This is a genomic window from [Actinomadura] parvosata subsp. kistnae (genome assembly GCF_900323885.1).
Taxonomy (GTDB): Bacteria; Actinomycetota; Actinomycetes; order Streptosporangiales; family Streptosporangiaceae; genus Nonomuraea; species Nonomuraea composti.
This window is the reverse complement of sequence record NZ_OOHJ01000015.1, coordinates 1,048,755-1,064,434: the sequence shown is the minus strand read 5'-3', so window position 1 is coordinate 1,064,434 and position 15,680 is coordinate 1,048,755. Positions and strand designations below refer to the sequence as shown.

General features: G+C 73.1%; 12 protein-coding genes and 1 pseudogene. 3 read left to right on the top strand and 10 right to left on the bottom strand.

Annotated elements, in window-relative coordinates; translation table 11 throughout:
• Window positions 1-175: 175 nt before the first annotated feature.
• The 5 genes from KIS93_RS19560 to KIS93_RS19540 form a co-directional block, all read right to left on the bottom strand.
• Complete coding sequence (locus KIS93_RS19560; RefSeq protein ID WP_080036243.1) at window positions 176-1,189, bottom strand: NAD-dependent epimerase/dehydratase family protein; 1,014 nt, start codon at window positions 1,187-1,189, stop codon at window positions 176-178.
• A gap of 4 nt (window positions 1,190-1,193) precedes the next feature.
• Window positions 1,194-3,401, bottom strand: a complete 2,208-nt coding sequence (locus tag KIS93_RS19555; RefSeq protein WP_230465920.1) for a SulP family inorganic anion transporter — start codon at window positions 3,399-3,401, stop codon at window positions 1,194-1,196.
• A 105-nt stretch (window positions 3,402-3,506) separates the two neighbouring features.
• Window positions 3,507-4,103, bottom strand: a complete 597-nt coding sequence (locus KIS93_RS19550) for a hypothetical protein (RefSeq protein ID WP_186404326.1) — start codon at window positions 4,101-4,103, stop codon at window positions 3,507-3,509.
• The gene (locus KIS93_RS19545; protein ID WP_186404325.1) at window positions 4,100-4,972 is read right to left on the bottom strand and encodes a hypothetical protein; all 873 of its coding nucleotides are present in this window, start codon (window positions 4,970-4,972) and stop codon (window positions 4,100-4,102) included. Before KIS93_RS19545 ends, KIS93_RS19550 begins: the two co-directional genes overlap by 4 nt.
• A gap of 184 nt (window positions 4,973-5,156) precedes the next feature.
• Window positions 5,157-5,675, bottom strand: coding sequence for a YbhB/YbcL family Raf kinase inhibitor-like protein (locus tag KIS93_RS19540; protein ID WP_230465921.1), 519 nt, complete (start codon window positions 5,673-5,675; stop codon window positions 5,157-5,159).
• 688 nt (window positions 5,676-6,363) lie between these two features.
• Between KIS93_RS19540 and KIS93_RS19535 the strand changes: the two genes are divergently transcribed.
• Both KIS93_RS19535 and KIS93_RS19530 read left to right on the top strand, forming a co-directional pair.
• A complete protein-coding gene (locus KIS93_RS19535) occupies window positions 6,364-6,876 on the top strand; it encodes a PH domain-containing protein (protein WP_186404346.1) in 513 nt (170 codons plus the stop codon).
• Window positions 6,873-8,675, top strand: coding sequence for a PH domain-containing protein (locus KIS93_RS19530; RefSeq protein ID WP_246005322.1), 1,803 nt, complete (start codon window positions 6,873-6,875; stop codon window positions 8,673-8,675). The genes KIS93_RS19535 and KIS93_RS19530 overlap by 4 nt, the downstream gene beginning before the upstream one ends.
• Before the next feature lie 249 nt (window positions 8,676-8,924).
• Here the strand turns inward: KIS93_RS19530 and KIS93_RS65420 are convergent, their stop codons facing one another.
• From KIS93_RS65420 to KIS93_RS19515, 3 genes and pseudogenes are all read right to left on the bottom strand, one after another.
• Complete coding sequence (locus KIS93_RS65420) at window positions 8,925-9,926, bottom strand: hypothetical protein (protein ID WP_246005328.1); 1,002 nt, start codon at window positions 9,924-9,926, stop codon at window positions 8,925-8,927.
• Window positions 9,927-10,602: 676 nt separating this feature from the next.
• Window positions 10,603-11,577: pseudogene (sepH, locus tag KIS93_RS65415) on the bottom strand (septation protein SepH); the annotation flags it as partial.
• Window positions 11,578-11,737: 160 nt separating this feature from the next.
• Window positions 11,738-12,685, bottom strand: a complete 948-nt coding sequence (locus KIS93_RS19515; protein ID WP_155126288.1) for a protease inhibitor I9 family protein — start codon at window positions 12,683-12,685, stop codon at window positions 11,738-11,740.
• 114 nt (window positions 12,686-12,799) lie between these two features.
• Between KIS93_RS19515 and KIS93_RS67545 the strand changes: the two genes are divergently transcribed.
• Complete coding sequence (locus KIS93_RS67545; RefSeq protein WP_268966926.1) at window positions 12,800-13,585, top strand: hypothetical protein; 786 nt, start codon at window positions 12,800-12,802, stop codon at window positions 13,583-13,585.
• On the opposite strand, the gene KIS93_RS19505 is transcribed toward KIS93_RS67545, so the two are convergent.
• Window positions 13,582-14,862, bottom strand: coding sequence for a D-arabinono-1,4-lactone oxidase (locus KIS93_RS19505; RefSeq protein WP_080036249.1), 1,281 nt, complete (start codon window positions 14,860-14,862; stop codon window positions 13,582-13,584). The two genes, KIS93_RS67545 and KIS93_RS19505, sit on opposite strands and share 4 nt — an antisense overlap.
• A gap of 45 nt (window positions 14,863-14,907) precedes the next feature.
• Entirely contained in the window at window positions 14,908-15,585 is a 678-nt protein-coding gene (locus KIS93_RS19500) for a polysaccharide deacetylase family protein (RefSeq protein WP_230465923.1), read from the bottom strand.
• Window positions 15,586-15,680 lie beyond the last annotated feature (95 nt).

The following is a 15,680-nucleotide window of genomic DNA, read 5'->3' as shown; positions in this document are numbered from 1 at the left end:
GGTGGCGAGCCACCATCGGCGGCCCCGTCCAGAGGGCGTGGCTCGACGCCGGGGCACCTCCGCCCCTCCGGCCCCTGGGAGTGAGGACCGGCGTCGCGAGGAACGCCATGGGCAAGTGGAGAACCTCGCTGCACGGCGACCCTAACCCCGCCCGCGCCGCCCGGTCTGCGGAGGATTACGCAGAACGCGCCTCCCACGCGGCCAGGATGGCCGCCTCCTTCTCGGGGGCCATGCCGTGCCGGTTGTGGGTGCCGTAGTTGCGTCGGTCCTCGGGGATCTCGCGCAGCCACGCCCACGTGTCGCGCACGGTCTCCTCCAGCGGCCTGATGCGCAGCCCGGCCGCCACCGCGCGGCCCGTCGGCACACCCCAGAAGTTGTCTCGGGCCTCGGCCGGCGGGCTCCACAGCGGCAGCTCCACGAACGCCCCCGCCTCGTGCTCCACCAGGAACGCGTCGTCCACCCAGACGAGCTCGGCGCCGGACCCCGTGGCCGCCACGCACGCCTCAAGCCACTCACCGTACGTGATCTCGCCGGCGGGGCCCGCCACCAGGAAGGAGCCGGTGGTGCCGCGCTCGGCCTGGTCGAGGATGAAGGCCGCGAGGTCGCGCGCGTCGATGAGCTGCAGGGGCGCGGACGGGTCGCCGGGCGCCAGCACCTTGCCGCCACGGGAGATCCTGGTCAGCCACCACGGCAGCCGGGCCACGTCTTCGTGCGGCCCGAGGATCACGCCGGGCCGCACGATCAGCACGTCACCGTCGAACCCCTGCTCGACCGCCCGCTCGCAGCCCGCCTTCAGCACGCCGTAGTCGCCGTCGTCGGGGCCCGCGTCGGGCGCGCACGCCCATCCCTCCGACTCCTCGGTGACCGGCTTGGCCGGAAAACCGTCGACCGCCGAGACACTGGACACGAACGCGTACAGGCCGGCCCGCCCCGACAGCGCCCGCACCGACTCGCCCACCACTCTCGGCACGTAACCGCAGGTGTCGACCACGACATCCCACGACCTGCCCTCGGCCAGCCGCTCCAGGTCGGCGCGCGACTCGCGGTCGCCGCGCACCGCCTCGACGCCGGGCACGTCGGCCCCGCTGCGGCCCCTGTTGAACGTCGTCACCTCATGGCCCCGCGCCAGCGCCGCCTCCACGACGGCCCGGCCCACGAACCCCGACCCACCAATCACCAGAATGTTCATGCCTTCATTCTTCGCCCGCCACCACCGGGCGATCGAACGGCTTCACGCAGAGCGTAGGACGCAGCGGTGGCACCAGGTGCACCCTGGCCGACCCGATGTCGAAGAACAGGCCCACCAGCTCCAGCTTGCCCTCCCGCACCTGCTCGTCGACCTTGCGGTAGGTGCGCAGGTTCTCGAGCTGCTGCTGCACGTTGACCCGGCACAGCACGTCCAGGGCCCCGGCGTGCAGCCGGTCGCCCTCGGTCTCGATGAACGTGGCCAGGCTGTGGTTCCCGTGCCGCAGCCACCGGCGCAGCCCTGGGAGGCTGCCCGCCCGCACGCCGCCGCTCAGCACCCCGGCCATGGCGCCGCAGCCCGAGTGCCCGCACACGGTGATCGTGCGCACCCCCAGCACCTGCGTGGCGTACTCGATGGCGGCCACCACCGAGTCGTCGTGCGGCTCGGAGCCCCTGCGCGGCACCAGGTTGCCGATGTTGCGGACGGTGAACAGGTCGCCGGGGCCGCTGGCGGTGATCAGGCTGGGCATGATCCGGGAGTCGGCGCACGTGATGAACAGGTGCGAGGGCTGCTGCTTGCGGGCCAGCTCGGTGAAGATGGGCTTGACGAGCGGCGCCGTGCTGCGGTGGTACTCGCGCGTCCCCGCCGTGACCAGGCACTCCGAGACCCCGTCCGGCGGTACGGTCACCGGCTCGGCGCCCCGGCGGCGCTGCGCCCACGGCAGCCACCAGCGGTCCGGCGCCTTCAGCGGCGACTTGGCGGGCAGCGTGCGCGCCCCGCTGGCCGCCAGCGCGTACCACTCGTCGTGCAGCTCGTCGATGACCACGGTGCCGCCCATGCGCTCGTGGTCCAGCCGCCAGGAGTGGATGGCCTCGAAGGCGCCGTTGTCCATGAAGTCGATGTTGAGGTCGAGGTCCACGGCGGCGCCGTAGGGGATCGTCCGCAGCTCGTGGGTCAGCCTCGGCACCCCGAGGAACGTCAGCGAGCCCGAGATCGTCACGCGGGTCCGCCCGTCGCGGTCGTCCCGCTTGCGTACGGTCACCCAGGTGAGGCGGCGCAGCGCGAGCAACACGGCCAGCGCCAGCCCCGCCAGCACGCCCTCGGCCAGCCCGAGCAGGATCACGGCGGCCATCGTCACCACGTACACCGGCACCTCGCCGTGCCCGTGCACCTTCCTGATGTGACCCAGGTTCACCATCTGCACGCCGATGAACACCAGCAACGCGGCCAGCGCCTCCAGCGGGATCAGCGTGATCGACCAGCCGAACCCCACCGCGAACACCAGCACCCACACCCCGTGCAGGATCGCCGCCCAGCGCGTACGGGCGCCCGCCTGCACGTTCGCGGTGCTGCGCACGATCACCCCGGCCACGGGCAGGCCGCCGAGCGCCCCGGCGACCATGTTCGCCACGCCCTGCCCGGTCAGCTCCTGGTCGAGATCGACCCGGCGCCCGCCGTGCATCCCGTCCACCGCGACCGAGCACAGCAGCGACTCGCACCCGGCCAGCAGCGCCACCAGCAGCACCGAGGCCACGATGAGGTGCCAGTCGCCCTGCGGCAGCACGGGGAAGCCCCACTCGGTGAAGCTGCCGGACAGATCGACTCGCGTCACGTCCCAGCCGAACGCCCACGCCGTCCCCGCCGCCGCCGCGAGCGCCGCCAGCGGCGCCGGGACCGCCCTGAACACGCGGGGCAGCCGCGTCCACACCGCCAGCACGGTGATCGTCAGGATGCCGATGGCCACCTTCGGGCCGTGCAGGTCGGCGATCTGGCCGGGCAGCTCCAGCACGTTCGCGACGGCCGACTTCTGCGGGCTGCCGCCGAGCACGACGTGGAGCTGGGCGAGCGCGATGATGACGCCGACGGCGGCGAGCATGCCGTGGATCACGGCCGGCGACACCGCCAGCGCCGCCCTGGCCGCCTTGAAGACCCCCAGCAGGAGCTGGACGGCCCCGGCCAGCAGGGTGATCATGCACGTGGCCCGCCAGCCGTACGTGTGCACGAGGTCCACGACCACCAGCGAGAGCCCGGCGGCGGGCCCGCTCACCTGGACGGCCGAGCCGCCCAGCGCGCCCGCCACGACGCCGCCCACCACGGCGGCGATCAGCCCGGCCGCCAGCGGCGCTCCCGAGGCCATCGCGATGCCCAGGGAGAGGGGCACCGCGATGAGGAAGACGACGAGCGAGGCCGGCACATCGTGCCGCAGGGTGCTCATCCAGCTACTCTGCGTGTCGCGGAACATGGGCCAAACCCTATTGCTCCGACACCCCCGCTTTATGGGGCCATCGCGCTGGTTTTACCCATTAATGGGTACGGCGGGTCACCGGTAGTAGTCGTGCGGCAGGTCCGGGTCCTGGCCGCGCCGGTGGTTGCCCCGGCCGTTCGGCTGCGCGGGCTGACCGGGCCGGCCCCCGTTGCCCGCCGTCGGCGGGTCGGGCCAGGCGGCGGGGCTGGTGGTGATGTCGCCGGTCTCGTACGCGCCCGCCGCGAACGGGGAGACGGGCGGGGGCGGCGGCGTCGGGGCCGACAGCACGTCGTAGTTGGAGACCGCGCGGCCGGGCACGGTGGGCGTGCCGGTGGCGGTGGAGGGGCCGGTCAGCGGGTCGGAGTCGTCGGCCACGGCCCAGCCGGAGCGCACCTCGTAGGAGGCGGGATAGGACGAGCGCGCGGCGGGCTGCTCGAACGCCGGCCACGAGCTGGCTCCGCTGTAAGGGGCGGAGGGGGCGGGGGCCGGGTCGTCGAGGATGTCCGCCGAGGCGGCCCAGGCGCCGGACGAGGTGCCCGCGGGCGGCTGCGTCCAGGTGGTCTCCAGCGGGTCGCCCGCGCCGCCGTTGTAGGCGGGGAACGGGTCGCTCGTCGGAGCGCCGTGGATGGGCGCGGGGCTGACCGGGAAGTTGCCGCTGGAGGTGGCGCTCACGGCGGGGAAGGAGCCGCTGCCGTGCGCGGCCGGACGGGCGCTGCCCGGGACGGCGTTGGAGGAGACCGTGTTGGGGACGGGTGAGGGAGTGGGCCTGGGCGCCGGCCTGGGGGAGGGGCAGGCTCGGGGCGCGTGGGGGCGGGCACCGGCTGGGCGCCCGCGCCGAGGATGCTCATCACGTCGGCGGTCGGCGCCGCGAACGTCATCGTGCGCTGGTCGGCCAGCTCGGCCTGGCTGGGGGTGCGCTTCTGCGGCTCGACCAGGTCGGCGAGGCCCGCCGCCGCGGCGGGCTGGCGCTGCGGCAGAGGCGCCTGAATGGTGGCCGCGTTGGGGTCGACGCCCGTGGAGGCGGAGGCGGAGGCGGAGGCGGAGGCGGCGGCGGGGCGCGGCTTGGAGGAACGCTCGCGCTTGGCGGGACGGTCGGCACGGCGCTCGGCCGGGGTGGGAACCCGCTCGGTGCCCTCGACGGGACGGGAGGCGGCCTTCCTGGCGGCCACCGTGCCCCCGGCGCCGAACCCGCCCTCCTCCGCGTCGCTGCGGATGTTGGCCCAGAACTCCTCGTCATCGTCGTCGTTGGTGGGGTTGCCCCACTCGTCGACGCCGCGCCGGCCACGCTGGCCGGTGCGGACGGGTTTCGGCTTGACCTCGTCGATGGGACTGAAGTCGGGGCTGAAATTGGCCATCCGCGGCTCATGCTTCGCGAACTCGTCCGTCGAACGAGTCTGCGTCTGCTCCTCCTTCTCGGCCATCTCCTTCAACCGCTCAGGAGGCAGCGAGCTCTCCCTGCGGTTCATCGAGCGCATGCCCAGTGCCACGACGACGAGCACGAGGAGCACGACAGCGACCAAGCTCACTACGACCGCGATCATTGCACCACCCTCAAAGCCATGGCCTCCCTCTGGCACCGATGAGATCGCGCGGCCATCGACGCGATCTGCCCCCTTTGATCACCAGTGCCTAACAATTGGATCTGATTGTGTCGGACCACTATGAGAGTTGTCACACCCTACGTGAATAATTGGTACACCGGCACTACCTGCCGTGATCGGCCTCTCACTGGATGTCCACCGCCGTGAGACGGCCGCGGGCGATGGTCTGCTCCGCGATCTTCTTCAGGACCGCGGGCAGCGGAGAGCCCGCCGGCAAACCGACCTTGCCGCTCAGCGTGTACACCGTGAAACGGTAGCTCGCCTTTTCCTCGCACGGCGGCTCGTAGCCCACCTTGCCACTGGTCACTTGGGCCTGCCCCGAGCCCTCGGGCGGGTCGGCGGCGGCGTTGGGGCCCAGCTCCGTCGTGGTAGCCGGGATGTCGTAGAGCACCCAGTGCACCGCGGACTTGTCGGCCGTGTGACTGTCGACCACGATGGCGATCGACTTGGCCTTGGCCAGCGGCTGGCTGGACCAGCGCAGCGGCGGGCTGCCCTGGTCGCCCTTGCAGGAGTATTCGCTGGGCAGCGGCTTGCCCTCGCGCAGCTCAGGACTGGAGACGTTGATCTCGGCGATGTCCTGTGCCTGGGATCTGCCGATGAAGCTGAGACTGGCGCAACCCGTCAGGGACAAGGCGAGCGCCACCGCTGTCACACTGACAGCGGAGCGTCGCACACGCGATGCCGTTTTACACAGCCCCATGCCGGACGATGCTACGCGGCTCTCGGCGGTGCGCAGACCGTTTCTCGATGGTCGGTGGTCGGTAAAGGATCCGAAAAGCGCGAGAATGAGGGCATTCGCGTAGTGAGGTTGGCCACAGCGAGACGCGCCCGGCTCGCGGATCCGGGTCACCGGGGGAGCGCCGCCCGCCTGCTGCTATGGGGTGGAGGGCGGCGGACGAGGGGTGCGCGGGCGACCCCGACGAAACGGACATCGGTTTCGGACCGGGGCCGCCGCAAAAACCAGGTGCGCCAGCCCGTCGCGAGGCGGTAAAGCGCCCGGGGACGCCTCCGGCCTGTGGCATGGACGGCTTGACGCGGGAGTGTCGCGCGTACGGCGGCTGCCACGTCGCGTGAGGCGCTCGCGCAGTGGTGCGGTCACGCGCTGGCCGGGCCTGGTTTGGCACGTACGTGGCGCCGCCGACGTGGCCAAGCTCGACAGCCTGCGGCCGGCCGCCACCGAGCATGGCACCGGCGCCGGCCCGGGTGGCCGCAGACACGCCGGGACTCCCTCCGGATCTTTACCGACGGGAATCCGCGCCCGCTCATCCCTTTTCCGGGCCGCTGGCAGATCGCCTGCCGGGTTCGCGCCATAAGCTGGCCTTGTGACGTCAATGGGCGCTCTGCGCGATCCGGCGAACCGCGTCTCGCCCAAGGCCATCCGCATGTGGCTGCTGGAGTCGCTGGTCGCCTTCGTGTTCTTCCTGGGGGGCTCGCTGCTGGTGTCGCGGTGGCTCGACGGGAGCGACTGGTCATGGGTGCCGAGATGGCTGGCCGCCGACGCCTGGCTCCTGCCCGCCGCCGTCGTCGTGGTGACGCTGCCGTTCCTGGTGGCCGAGCCGTTCGTACGGTACTTCGTACATCGCTGGGAGCTTTCTGGGGACGTCGTCTACGCCCGGTCGGGGTTCCTGACCAGGGAGTGGGTGTTCGTGCCTGTGAGCCGCATCCAGACGGTCGACAAGGGGCAAGGGTGGTTCGAGCGGATGCTCGGTCTGGCCACGCTCGAGATCCGCACGGCGTCCCACGCGGGCTCCTCGACGATCAAGGGGCTCGACTACCGGGTGGCGGCGGAGCTGGCCGAGCAGCTCGCGCGCCGGGCCGAGCAGCTCAGGGACGACGCGACATGACCGACCCCCACCCCGACGACCCGACCCCCACCGACCCGGACCACCCCACCGGCACCCCTGACGACCGCGCCTCCACCGGCTGGGCGTCGCCCACGCCGCCGCCGACTCCGCCTCCGCCGGGCGGGGGCGGGCCATGGCCGGCGCCCGGCGGGCCGCTACGGGGAGCGGAGGGGCCGTACCCCGCGCCCGGGACGCCGTTCGCGGGGCCGCAGCCGCCACACCCCGGACCTGGAGGGCCGTTCCCCGGGCCCGGCGGGCCGTTTCCCCAGCCTGGAGGGCCGTTTCCCGGGCCTGGTGGGCCGGTGCCCTGGCAGCAGCCGCCCATGGGGCGGGCGCCTCAGCGGCTCAGCCCCAAGGTGCTGCTCATCGACCCCGTCCGCATGCTGCCCTCACTCCTCCTCCCCCTGGTCGGAGTGCTGTTCGTGGGGGGCTTCTCGGCCAGGTCGTACGCCTACGCCGCCGCCGGGGTGTTCGCCGCCGTGGTGTTCTCGACCATCCGGTGGGTCACGTTCACGTACGAGATCGTCGGCGACCGCCTGGAGACCAAGCGGTCGCTGATCAGCCGCTCCGTCCGCACCATCCCCCTGGAACGCATCCGTGGCGTCGACGTCTCCACCCCGCCCCTGCACCGCCTGCTCGGCCTGACCATCCTCAAGATCGACACGGGGGCGAGCGGCGGCGAGGAGGAGGCCAAGCTCGCCGGCGTCTCCCTCGACGAGGCCGAACGCCTCAAAACGCTCCTCCTGCGCCGCACCGCCGAGCCCGCCGCGCACCCCGACCTCCCGCACGCCGCCGCCCCCGGCCCCAAGGAGCGGCCCATCATCGGGGTGCCGCGCCGCTGGCTCCTGTACGGGCCGCTGTCCGGCGCGTACCTGCTCACCCCGTTCGCCTTCGTCGGCGGCGCCATCGGGCTGGCCTTCCAATGGGGCGACGACCTCGGCCTCAGCCAGGACGACGCCCTCACCGCCGGCGAATGGCTCTGGGGGCACCCCTACCTCCTGCTGGGCGTCGCGGTGCTGCTGGTGCTGGCGATGCCGTTCGCGGGCGGCCTCATGTACGCCGTCTTCAACTGGAACTTCGTCCTCAAACGCCGCGACGGCTACCTCGTCGCCGAACGCGGGCTGATCAACCGGCGCAGCGTGTCGCTGGAGTCCAAGCGGGTGCGCGGCTACGAGATCGTGGACGGCCTGGCCGAACGGTGGGCCGGAGTCGTCCGCGTCTGGGCCATCGTGACCGGTCTCGGCGACTCGGAGACGCGCGGCCAACTCCTGCCGGACGTGCCGCGCCACGTGGCGTTCCAGGTCACCGGCGACGCCATCGGCCCCTACCGGTCCGACCTGCGGCCCCACCCGCCCATCGCGCGCCGGCGCCGCCTGTTCCGCGCCGTCTTCCCGTGGCTCCTGGTGGCCCTGGCGGGCGTCGCCGGCCTCTGGGCCACCGGGAGCGTCGCCTGGTGGGTGCTGCTGGTGCTGGCGCTGCTCATGGCCGGCGTCGGGGTGCCGCTCGGCCTCGACCGGTACGCCTCCCTCGGGCACGGCTACGACGGCGGACGCCTCGCGGTGCGGTCGGGCTCACTGCGACGATCCCAAGCCGTCGTCGAACGCCGGGCCGTGGTCGGGTGGCGGCTGCGGCAGACCTGGTTCCAGCGTCAGGCCGGAGTGCTCACGCTGATCGCCGGGGTCGGGGCCGGGAAGGGCGGATACTCGGCGATCGACGTCGCCGAGGCACAGGGGGTGGACTTCGCCGCCGAGGTCACCCCGGAGTGGCTGGCACCGTTCCTGGAGCGCGACGGCTCTTGACGGGGGCGGCGGGGGTCGGACGCGCCGGCTCTACATACGCACCGGCTCTGCATGCGCGTCGGCGAGGGTCGGGCGCGTCGGCTCTGAGCGCGTGGCTGATTCTGGCCGGGCCGCGTCGAGCAGCGGGCGCGGGCGTGGAGAGGCTCTTCGTGCGGCCGCGGAGGGGTTCCCGGCGCGCGGCCGCCGCTTCCCGCAGGGCTTGCCGTAGGGGTGTGCGTGGCGGCGTGAGGGCGGTGTCGGCCTGCGCGGTCAGTCCTGGCGGCGGGCGCCGAACATGATCTCGTCCCAGGTCGGCACCGACGCCCGGCGGCCCCTCGAACCCTTCCGCGCCGGACGCGCGGCCGGAGCGGGCGGCGGGGACGGCACCGGAACGGGCGGCTCCTCCTTGCTCTCGTCCTTGCCCGCCCGCGCCGCCGGCACCGCCGCGGGAGCGGGCTTCGGCTTGGGCTGGGGTGCGGGCGGCTTGCTCTCCTGAACGGGCTCGGGCTGCGCCGCCTTCTTCTCCGCCGCAGCCGGCTCCTCGACCACCGGCGCCGACTCGGACGCGACCTGCTCCTCGGGCACAGCCTGCTTGTCGGGCACAGCCTGCTTGTCGGGCGCGGCCTGCTCGCCGGGCGCGGCTGGCGTCTCGGAAACGACCGGCTCCGGCGCGGACACCTCGGGTTGCTCGCCGGCGGCGACCTGCTCGACGGCACCGGGCGTCGGCGCGGACGTCGCGGCTGGTTCCGCGCCCGCGGCCACCGTGGGGCTGTCCGCTTGCGCGGGGCTCTCGGCCGGCGCGGCGCTCGCGGCGGCTGCCGCGGCCTCCGCCGGTGCGGTGCTCGCGGCCGAGGCAACCTGAGCGGGTGCCGAGGGCGCCGTGGCCTCCGGCGCGCTGGCCGCAGCGTTGGCGGTGCTCGTAGTCGCGGTGCTGGTGTCCGGCGCCGCGCCGACGGTGGGCTCGCCCTTGGACGCCTCGGCCTGCGCGGCGGACGAAGCTTCCGGAGCCCGCGCCTCCGGCGAGGCCGCGGCTGCCTGCGGCGAAGCGGCGGCCTCTGCCTGAGGCTGCGGCGAATCGGCGGCCTCAGGCTGCGGTTGCGGCGGGGCGGCGGCTGCCTGCGGCTGCGGCGCGGTGGTCGCTTCCGGCTGCGGCTGGGCCGTGGCGGTCTCGGGCTCCGTGACGGTGGCCTCCGCCTGCGGACGCGGCGAAGCGGCGACCTCCGACTGCGGCGCGGTGGTGGTGGCCTCCGGCTGCTGCGCGGCGGTCGCCACTGGCTGTGGCTGAGCAGGAGCGGCGGCCTCGGCCTCCGTGACGGTGCTTTCCGCCTGCGGCGAAGTGACGGTGGCTTCCGCCTGCGGCGAAGCGGCGGTGGCCGCCGGCTGAGGCTGCGGGGAGGCGGCAGTCGCTTGGGGCTGCGGCGAGGCGCTTGCCTCCGTCTGTAGCTGGGCAGGCGCTGCGGCGGCCTCGGGCTTCGTGACGGTGGCAGGCTCCGTGGCGGCCTCCGCGCCTGCGGCTGCCGCAGGGGCCGGAGCGGTCTGGGCGGATGCCGTGGCCTCCGGCGCGGTGGCCGCAACGTCGGCGGTGCTCGACGAGGCGGCCGGGCTCTGCGCGCCGGCGTCGGCGGTGCTCGACGAGACGGCCGGGCTCTGTGCGCCGGCCTCGGCGGAGCTGGACGGGGCCGTGCCTGCGTGCGGCGCAGGTGTACCGGCCACCTCCGCCCTGGGTGCGGGCACCGGTGCCGCGGGCGACTTGGACTCGGCGTCCGGACGCGCGGGAGCCGTCGCGTCGGCGTGCGAGCCTGCTCCAGCGTGAGCGGCGGGCTCGGCCGGAGAACCGGCCTGAGCGGCGGGCTCCGCCTGGGCGGCGGGTGTGGGGTCGGGGGTCGCGGTGGCGGGGCGGGGGTGGGGCTGTCCGCGGACGGTGGAGTCGGGGGCGGGTGTCGGGGCGGGCCGAGGGCGGGGTGGCGGGGGCGTAGATGGAGTCGTGCTCCGCGCGCCCGGACCCGAAGTCGGGCAGCCATGGCGAAGACCCGCCGCGGCGGGACGTGGTGTCGCCGGGGCGGGTGTAGCCGGTCTCGCGGGCGGGCGGCTCGGGGCGGAAGGGCTCGCGGGCGGGTGAATCCTCTCTGGCCGGCGGGTCGAAGGGCGCTTCGCGGGACGGCGTGTAGGCCGTTTCCGTGGACGGCTGGAAGGGGGGTTCCTCGGGCTCGCCCCGTACCACGGAGGGGAACGGCAGAGCGTCCGAAGAGGAGGAAGAGGAGGCGAGCGGGGGGACGGGCTGCAGCTTGGCGACGCGCGGCGCGAACGGGGTGACCGTGGTGTCCTCCACCACGGCGGGCTCGGGGTCGAAGTCGGCGGACGACAGCCGCATGGCCTCGTCGTCGTGCGGGGTGACGTGCCGCTTGCGCGGGTCGAACAGCCATTCGGCGTGGCGGGTGTGACCGTTCCAGACGTAGCCGAGCTTGACCCGCCACAGGCCGTCGTCGCGCTTGGCGCTGTCCCAGTCGATCTCGTCGGTGGGGACGCCGCGCCTGGTCAGCCGTTCGGCGACGAGGTCGCCGAGGGTGGGGCCCGGGGCGGATTCGCCGGGCATGCGGACGGCGACGCGTTGCGCCTGCTGGGCGACGTACTCCCGCTCCTGGAGCACAGGCCCCTCGAACCAGCGGACACGCTCGACCGGGATCCCGGCGGTCGCGGCGATCTCCTCCGCCGTTTCTCCGGCGCGGATGCGGGCCTGGATCTCCTTGGGGCGCAACGGACTCTCCACTTCGATCTCGTACTGGCCGAGACGGGAGAAGTTGCCGCGGACGGCAGCACGGAGCCGGTCGTCCACGGGAAGCGTGAAGCGCGTACCCCGTCCGGCAGTAGCCAGCACGAGGTAGGTGCCGTCCTCACTCACCGCGACGAGTCGGAGCTCCTGCATGCGAGTCCCTTCGTCAGCGTCGCCATTCTTCCCCCGGACCCTTGAGTCTCTCGCGTGTGCCGGTTGCCTGCCAGCACCGTACCCGGCATGTCCGAACATCGCCTTCCTGGGATAGCCCCGGGGCGATGTGACGCCGGTCACATTTGTGGTGTCCATCCCTCTAGAGCCCGCCGTTGCGTACCAGGAGGTTATTTGGCCTCGACGGGTTCTGGCGAATCGTGCCCCGGGCCGTGGTGCAGTCGAGCCGGGCGGCGAGGGTGGCGGGGTCGGCGTCCGGATGGCGTTCGAGGTGGCGGGCGGCGGCTCCGGCGAGGTGCGGGGCGTGGGCGGAGAACGCCCGTCCGTCGGGGGTGAGCCGGCAGGCGCCGCCGTTGGCGGCGCCGACGACGAACACGCCCGACTGGACGAGCGAGCGCGCGGATCTGGTGAGGGCGGGCGAGTCGGCGCCGTCGGTCGGCAGGACGGCGACGGAGGGGCCGCGGGCGTGCCGGTGGATCCAGTCGAGCCCGGCGAGGACGTCGGCGAGCGTGCCGGAGCCGCCGCAGCCGAGCACGCGTACGGACGCGATGCCCGCTTTGGGGGCGACGGCGTGGGTGCGGGCGGCGACGCGGGTGCCGTGGCCGCCGCAGGGCCGCCCGGTGCCGCCGGTGGCGTCGAAGGCGCGCCAGGCCCGGTCGCCGAACGCGGGGCGGCGGACGGCGACGCCGCTGTCCAGGACGTACACAGTGGTGCCGGCGCCGCCCGCCTTGATCGTGGGCGGGTCCTCGGGGGCGCGTACCGGCATGGGGTGGATCTGGCGGTCCGGCTCGATGGTGCGCACGCGCGGGTCGGCGCGCAGCTCGTCCAGCTCGGTGGGGGTGAGGAAGGTGGCGAATCCGGGCAGCGCCGAGGTGTAGTAGCGGCGCACCCGCCAGCGCACCTCGCCGACGAGGTCGCGGGCGGCCTCGCGGTCGCGCGCGGTGACGATGTACGGGCGGGCGGGCTCGGGATGGTCGGGACGCAGGGCGAGCCCGGAGGCGGGCGTCATGGCGAGAGGGACGGCGGTCGTGGCGGCCGTTGCCACGGCCGCGGCGAGGTACACGGAGGGCAGGCCGAGTCGTCGGGGCACGAATGGCAAGGATGCCTGTCACGCAGGTCACAGGAACAACAGGACACGCACTCGCGTCTATTCACGAGACAGGTCTTTACCGAACGAGGGGCTAGGAAGGACTGATCTGGAGGGATGAGCGGCGAGCAGCGGAGGTTCGAGCTGAGCGTGCCGCAGATCCTGGGAAGTGCGCTGGCCGCGGTGACGGCGGCGGTGGCGGCGTCGTATCTCGGCGTGGCGGGCACCGTGATCGGGGCGGCGGTGGTCAGCGTCGCCAGCACGGTCGCCACGGCCGTCTACACGCACTATCTCAAGCAGACGGGGGAGCGGGTCAAGCAGCACACGCCGCTGATCATCAGGCGGGAGGAGCATCAGGGCGCGGAGCTTCAGGACGAAGGGCATCAGGGCGAGGAGCGCCACGACGGGGATGGTGCCACGCTGGTGATGCCGGCGGTGCGCAGGTGGCGGCTGCCGTGGCTGAAGGTGGGGGTGGCGGCGGCGCTCGTGTTCGGGCTGAGCATGGGCGGCATCCTCGTCTACCAGGCGGCGGCGCAGCGGACGGTGCACGAGCAGGTCACGGGGAAGACGCCGGTGAAGGCGCAGAAGAAGCAGGAGGAGGAGCGGGCGCCGGTCGAGCGGGAGACGCGGAGCGTGGCGCCGCCCGCGTACCCGGATCCGCTGCCCAGCGTCCGGGACGACACCACCCCGGAGGCCGATCCGACCCCGACGCCCAGCAGGACGCCGAAGCCCACGCCGAAGCCGACGCCCACCCCGACGCCGACCCCGTCGGAGACGGTGGAGCCGTCGCAGGAGGGGACGACGAGCGCGCCGCCGCCCTCCCAGGAGGAGGACGAGCCGCCGGCCGACGAGGCGCCGTGGCACGACCACCAGGAGCGGGAGTACGACGCCCCGGTGGGTTAGCCGCCGAGGACGGTGTCCAGGTAGGCGTTGGTGAACAGGCGGCCGGGGTCGAGCCGGTCACGCAGCCGGACGAAGTCGGCGAAGCGGGGATAGACCTTGGCCAGGTAGGAGGCGTCGCGGGTGTGCAGCTTGCCCCAGTGGGGGCGGCCGTCGAGGCGGGTCATGATCTCCTCGACGCCCTCGAAGTAGGCGGGGTTCGGCGTCGGGCGGTAGATGTGGCAGGCGATGTACGCCGACGGCCGCCCGTACGCGGTGGACAGCCACGCGTCGCTGGGCGGCGTCACCCGCACCTCCACCGGGAAGGTGATCTTCCAGTCCATGCGTTCGACGAGGTCGCGGGTCTCGCGCAGCGCCTGGGCGAGGCGGTCGCGCGGCACGGCGTACTCCATCTCCAGGAAGCGCACGTCGCGCCGCGCGGTGAAGGCCCGGTAGGACGCGTCGATCGACTCGGAGTCCCCGAGTGCGGCGGCGCTGACCTCGTTGATGCGGGGGATCAGGTCCGGCAGGCGGGCGCCGAGCGCGCAGGCGGCGCCGAAGAGGGTGTTCTCCAGGAACACGGTGTCCAGCCAGCGGCGGAACGCGCCGGGCGGCCGGGCCGGGCCGGGGCTGCGGTTGTTAGTCTTGACCAGGCACGCCTCGGTGTGCGGCAGCCAGAAGAAGTCGAGGTGCTCGTTGGCGGTGGTCAGCTCGTCGAGGGTGCCGAGGATGTCGCCGAGGGGGAGCTTGCGGCGCCGGTTGTGCAGCAGGAACGCGGGCTCCACCCGTAACGTGACGGTTGTCAGGACTCCGAGCGCGCCGAGGCCGACCCGGGCGGCGTCGAAGAGGTCGTCGCCGGGCGCGGCGGTGGCCACCGAGCCGTCGGCGAGCACTAGCTCCAGCTCGGTGACCTGGTCGGCGAGGCCGCCGCTGTCGCGTCCGGTGCCGTGGGTGCCGGTCTGGATGGCGCCGGCGACGGTCTGCTCGGTGATGTCGCCCATGTTGGCCAGGGCGAGGCCGCGGGCGGCGAGGAGCTCGTTCAGCACGCGCAGGGGCGTGCCGGCCAGGACGGTGACGCGGTCGTCCGCCCAGGCGGTGATGCCGGTGAGCGCGCCGGGCCGCAGCATGATGCCGTCGGTGAGCGCCACGCCGGTGAAGGAGTGCCCCGTGCCGACCATGCGGACCCGCCGCCCGGAGGCGGCGGCGTCGCGCACGGCCTGGACGACCTCCGCCACGGAGGACGGAGTGCGCACCTCGACGGGGGTGCCCGACTGGTTGCGCGCCCAGTTCACGAAGACCACGGGGCACCCCTCCAGAGCATCGTTCCGGTTAAACGCGAACGATACTCACTTCTCCCAGCCTTCGGGAACGGGGTAGATGTCGCCGGGCTTCAGGTTCTCGTTCTTGACCACGTCGGAGACCGTGACGAGGTGGTAGCCCTTGCTCTGCAGGGTCTTGATGAGGGCGGGCATGCCGTCCACCGTCTGCTTGACCCAGTCGTGCATGAGGATGATCCCGTTGGGCTTGGCCACCGCGAGGGTCTGCTTCTGGATGGCGTCGACGTTCTTGGAGCTCCAGTCCTGGGAGCCTGCCGTCCACAGGATCATCGGCATGCCGAACTCGGCGGCGATGTCGGAGACCTGGAGGTCGGCCAGCCCGTACGGCGGGCGCAGCAGCTTGGGCTCGACGCCCGCCGCCTTCTTCACCGCGTCCTGGGTCTTCTGGATCTCGCTCTTGATCGTCCCGGCCTCGCTCTTGGTGAAGTCGGGGTGGCTGTAGCTGTGGTTGCCGAGCTCGTGGCCCTCGGCGGCCATGCGCTTGACGAACTGCGGGCGGCTCTTCACGTACTGGCCCTCAAGGAAGAACGTCGCCTTCGCGTCGTACTTCTTGAACGTGTCGAGCAGCGTTCCCGCGTACTTGCCCGGCCCGTCGTCGAAGGTCAGCGCGATGCACTTGACCTGCTCACAGTCGACGGGCTCCTTCTTCGACGCCTGCGCGAACGCGGGGGCCGGAGCGAGGGTCACGCAAACAGCCGCGATAGCTAGAAGTGAAGTGATTTGTCGGGACATAACTAGTGCTTCCAGTGTGATGGGTGTTGCGAGGGATCCATCGACCGTAG

What these genes read in the sequence shown, in the direction of transcription:
- KIS93_RS67545 (WP_268966926.1), top strand. Translation starts at nt 12,800, where the DNA reads ATGAGCGGCGAGCAGCGGAGGTTCGAGCTGAGCGTGCCGCAGATCCTG.
- KIS93_RS19535 (WP_186404346.1), top strand. Translation starts at nt 6,364, where the DNA reads ATGGGCGCTCTGCGCGATCCGGCGAACCGCGTCTCGCCCAAGGCCATC.
- KIS93_RS19545 (WP_186404325.1), bottom strand. Translation starts at nt 4,972, where the DNA reads ATGATCGCGGTCGTAGTGAGCTTGGTCGCTGTCGTGCTCCTCGTGCTC.
- KIS93_RS19530 (WP_246005322.1), top strand. Translation starts at nt 6,873, where the DNA reads ATGACCGACCCCCACCCCGACGACCCGACCCCCACCGACCCGGACCAC.
- KIS93_RS19560 (WP_080036243.1), bottom strand. Translation starts at nt 1,189, where the DNA reads ATGAACATTCTGGTGATTGGTGGGTCGGGGTTCGTGGGCCGGGCCGTC.
- KIS93_RS19555 (WP_230465920.1), bottom strand. Translation starts at nt 3,401, where the DNA reads ATGAGCACCCTGCGGCACGATGTGCCGGCCTCGCTCGTCGTCTTCCTC.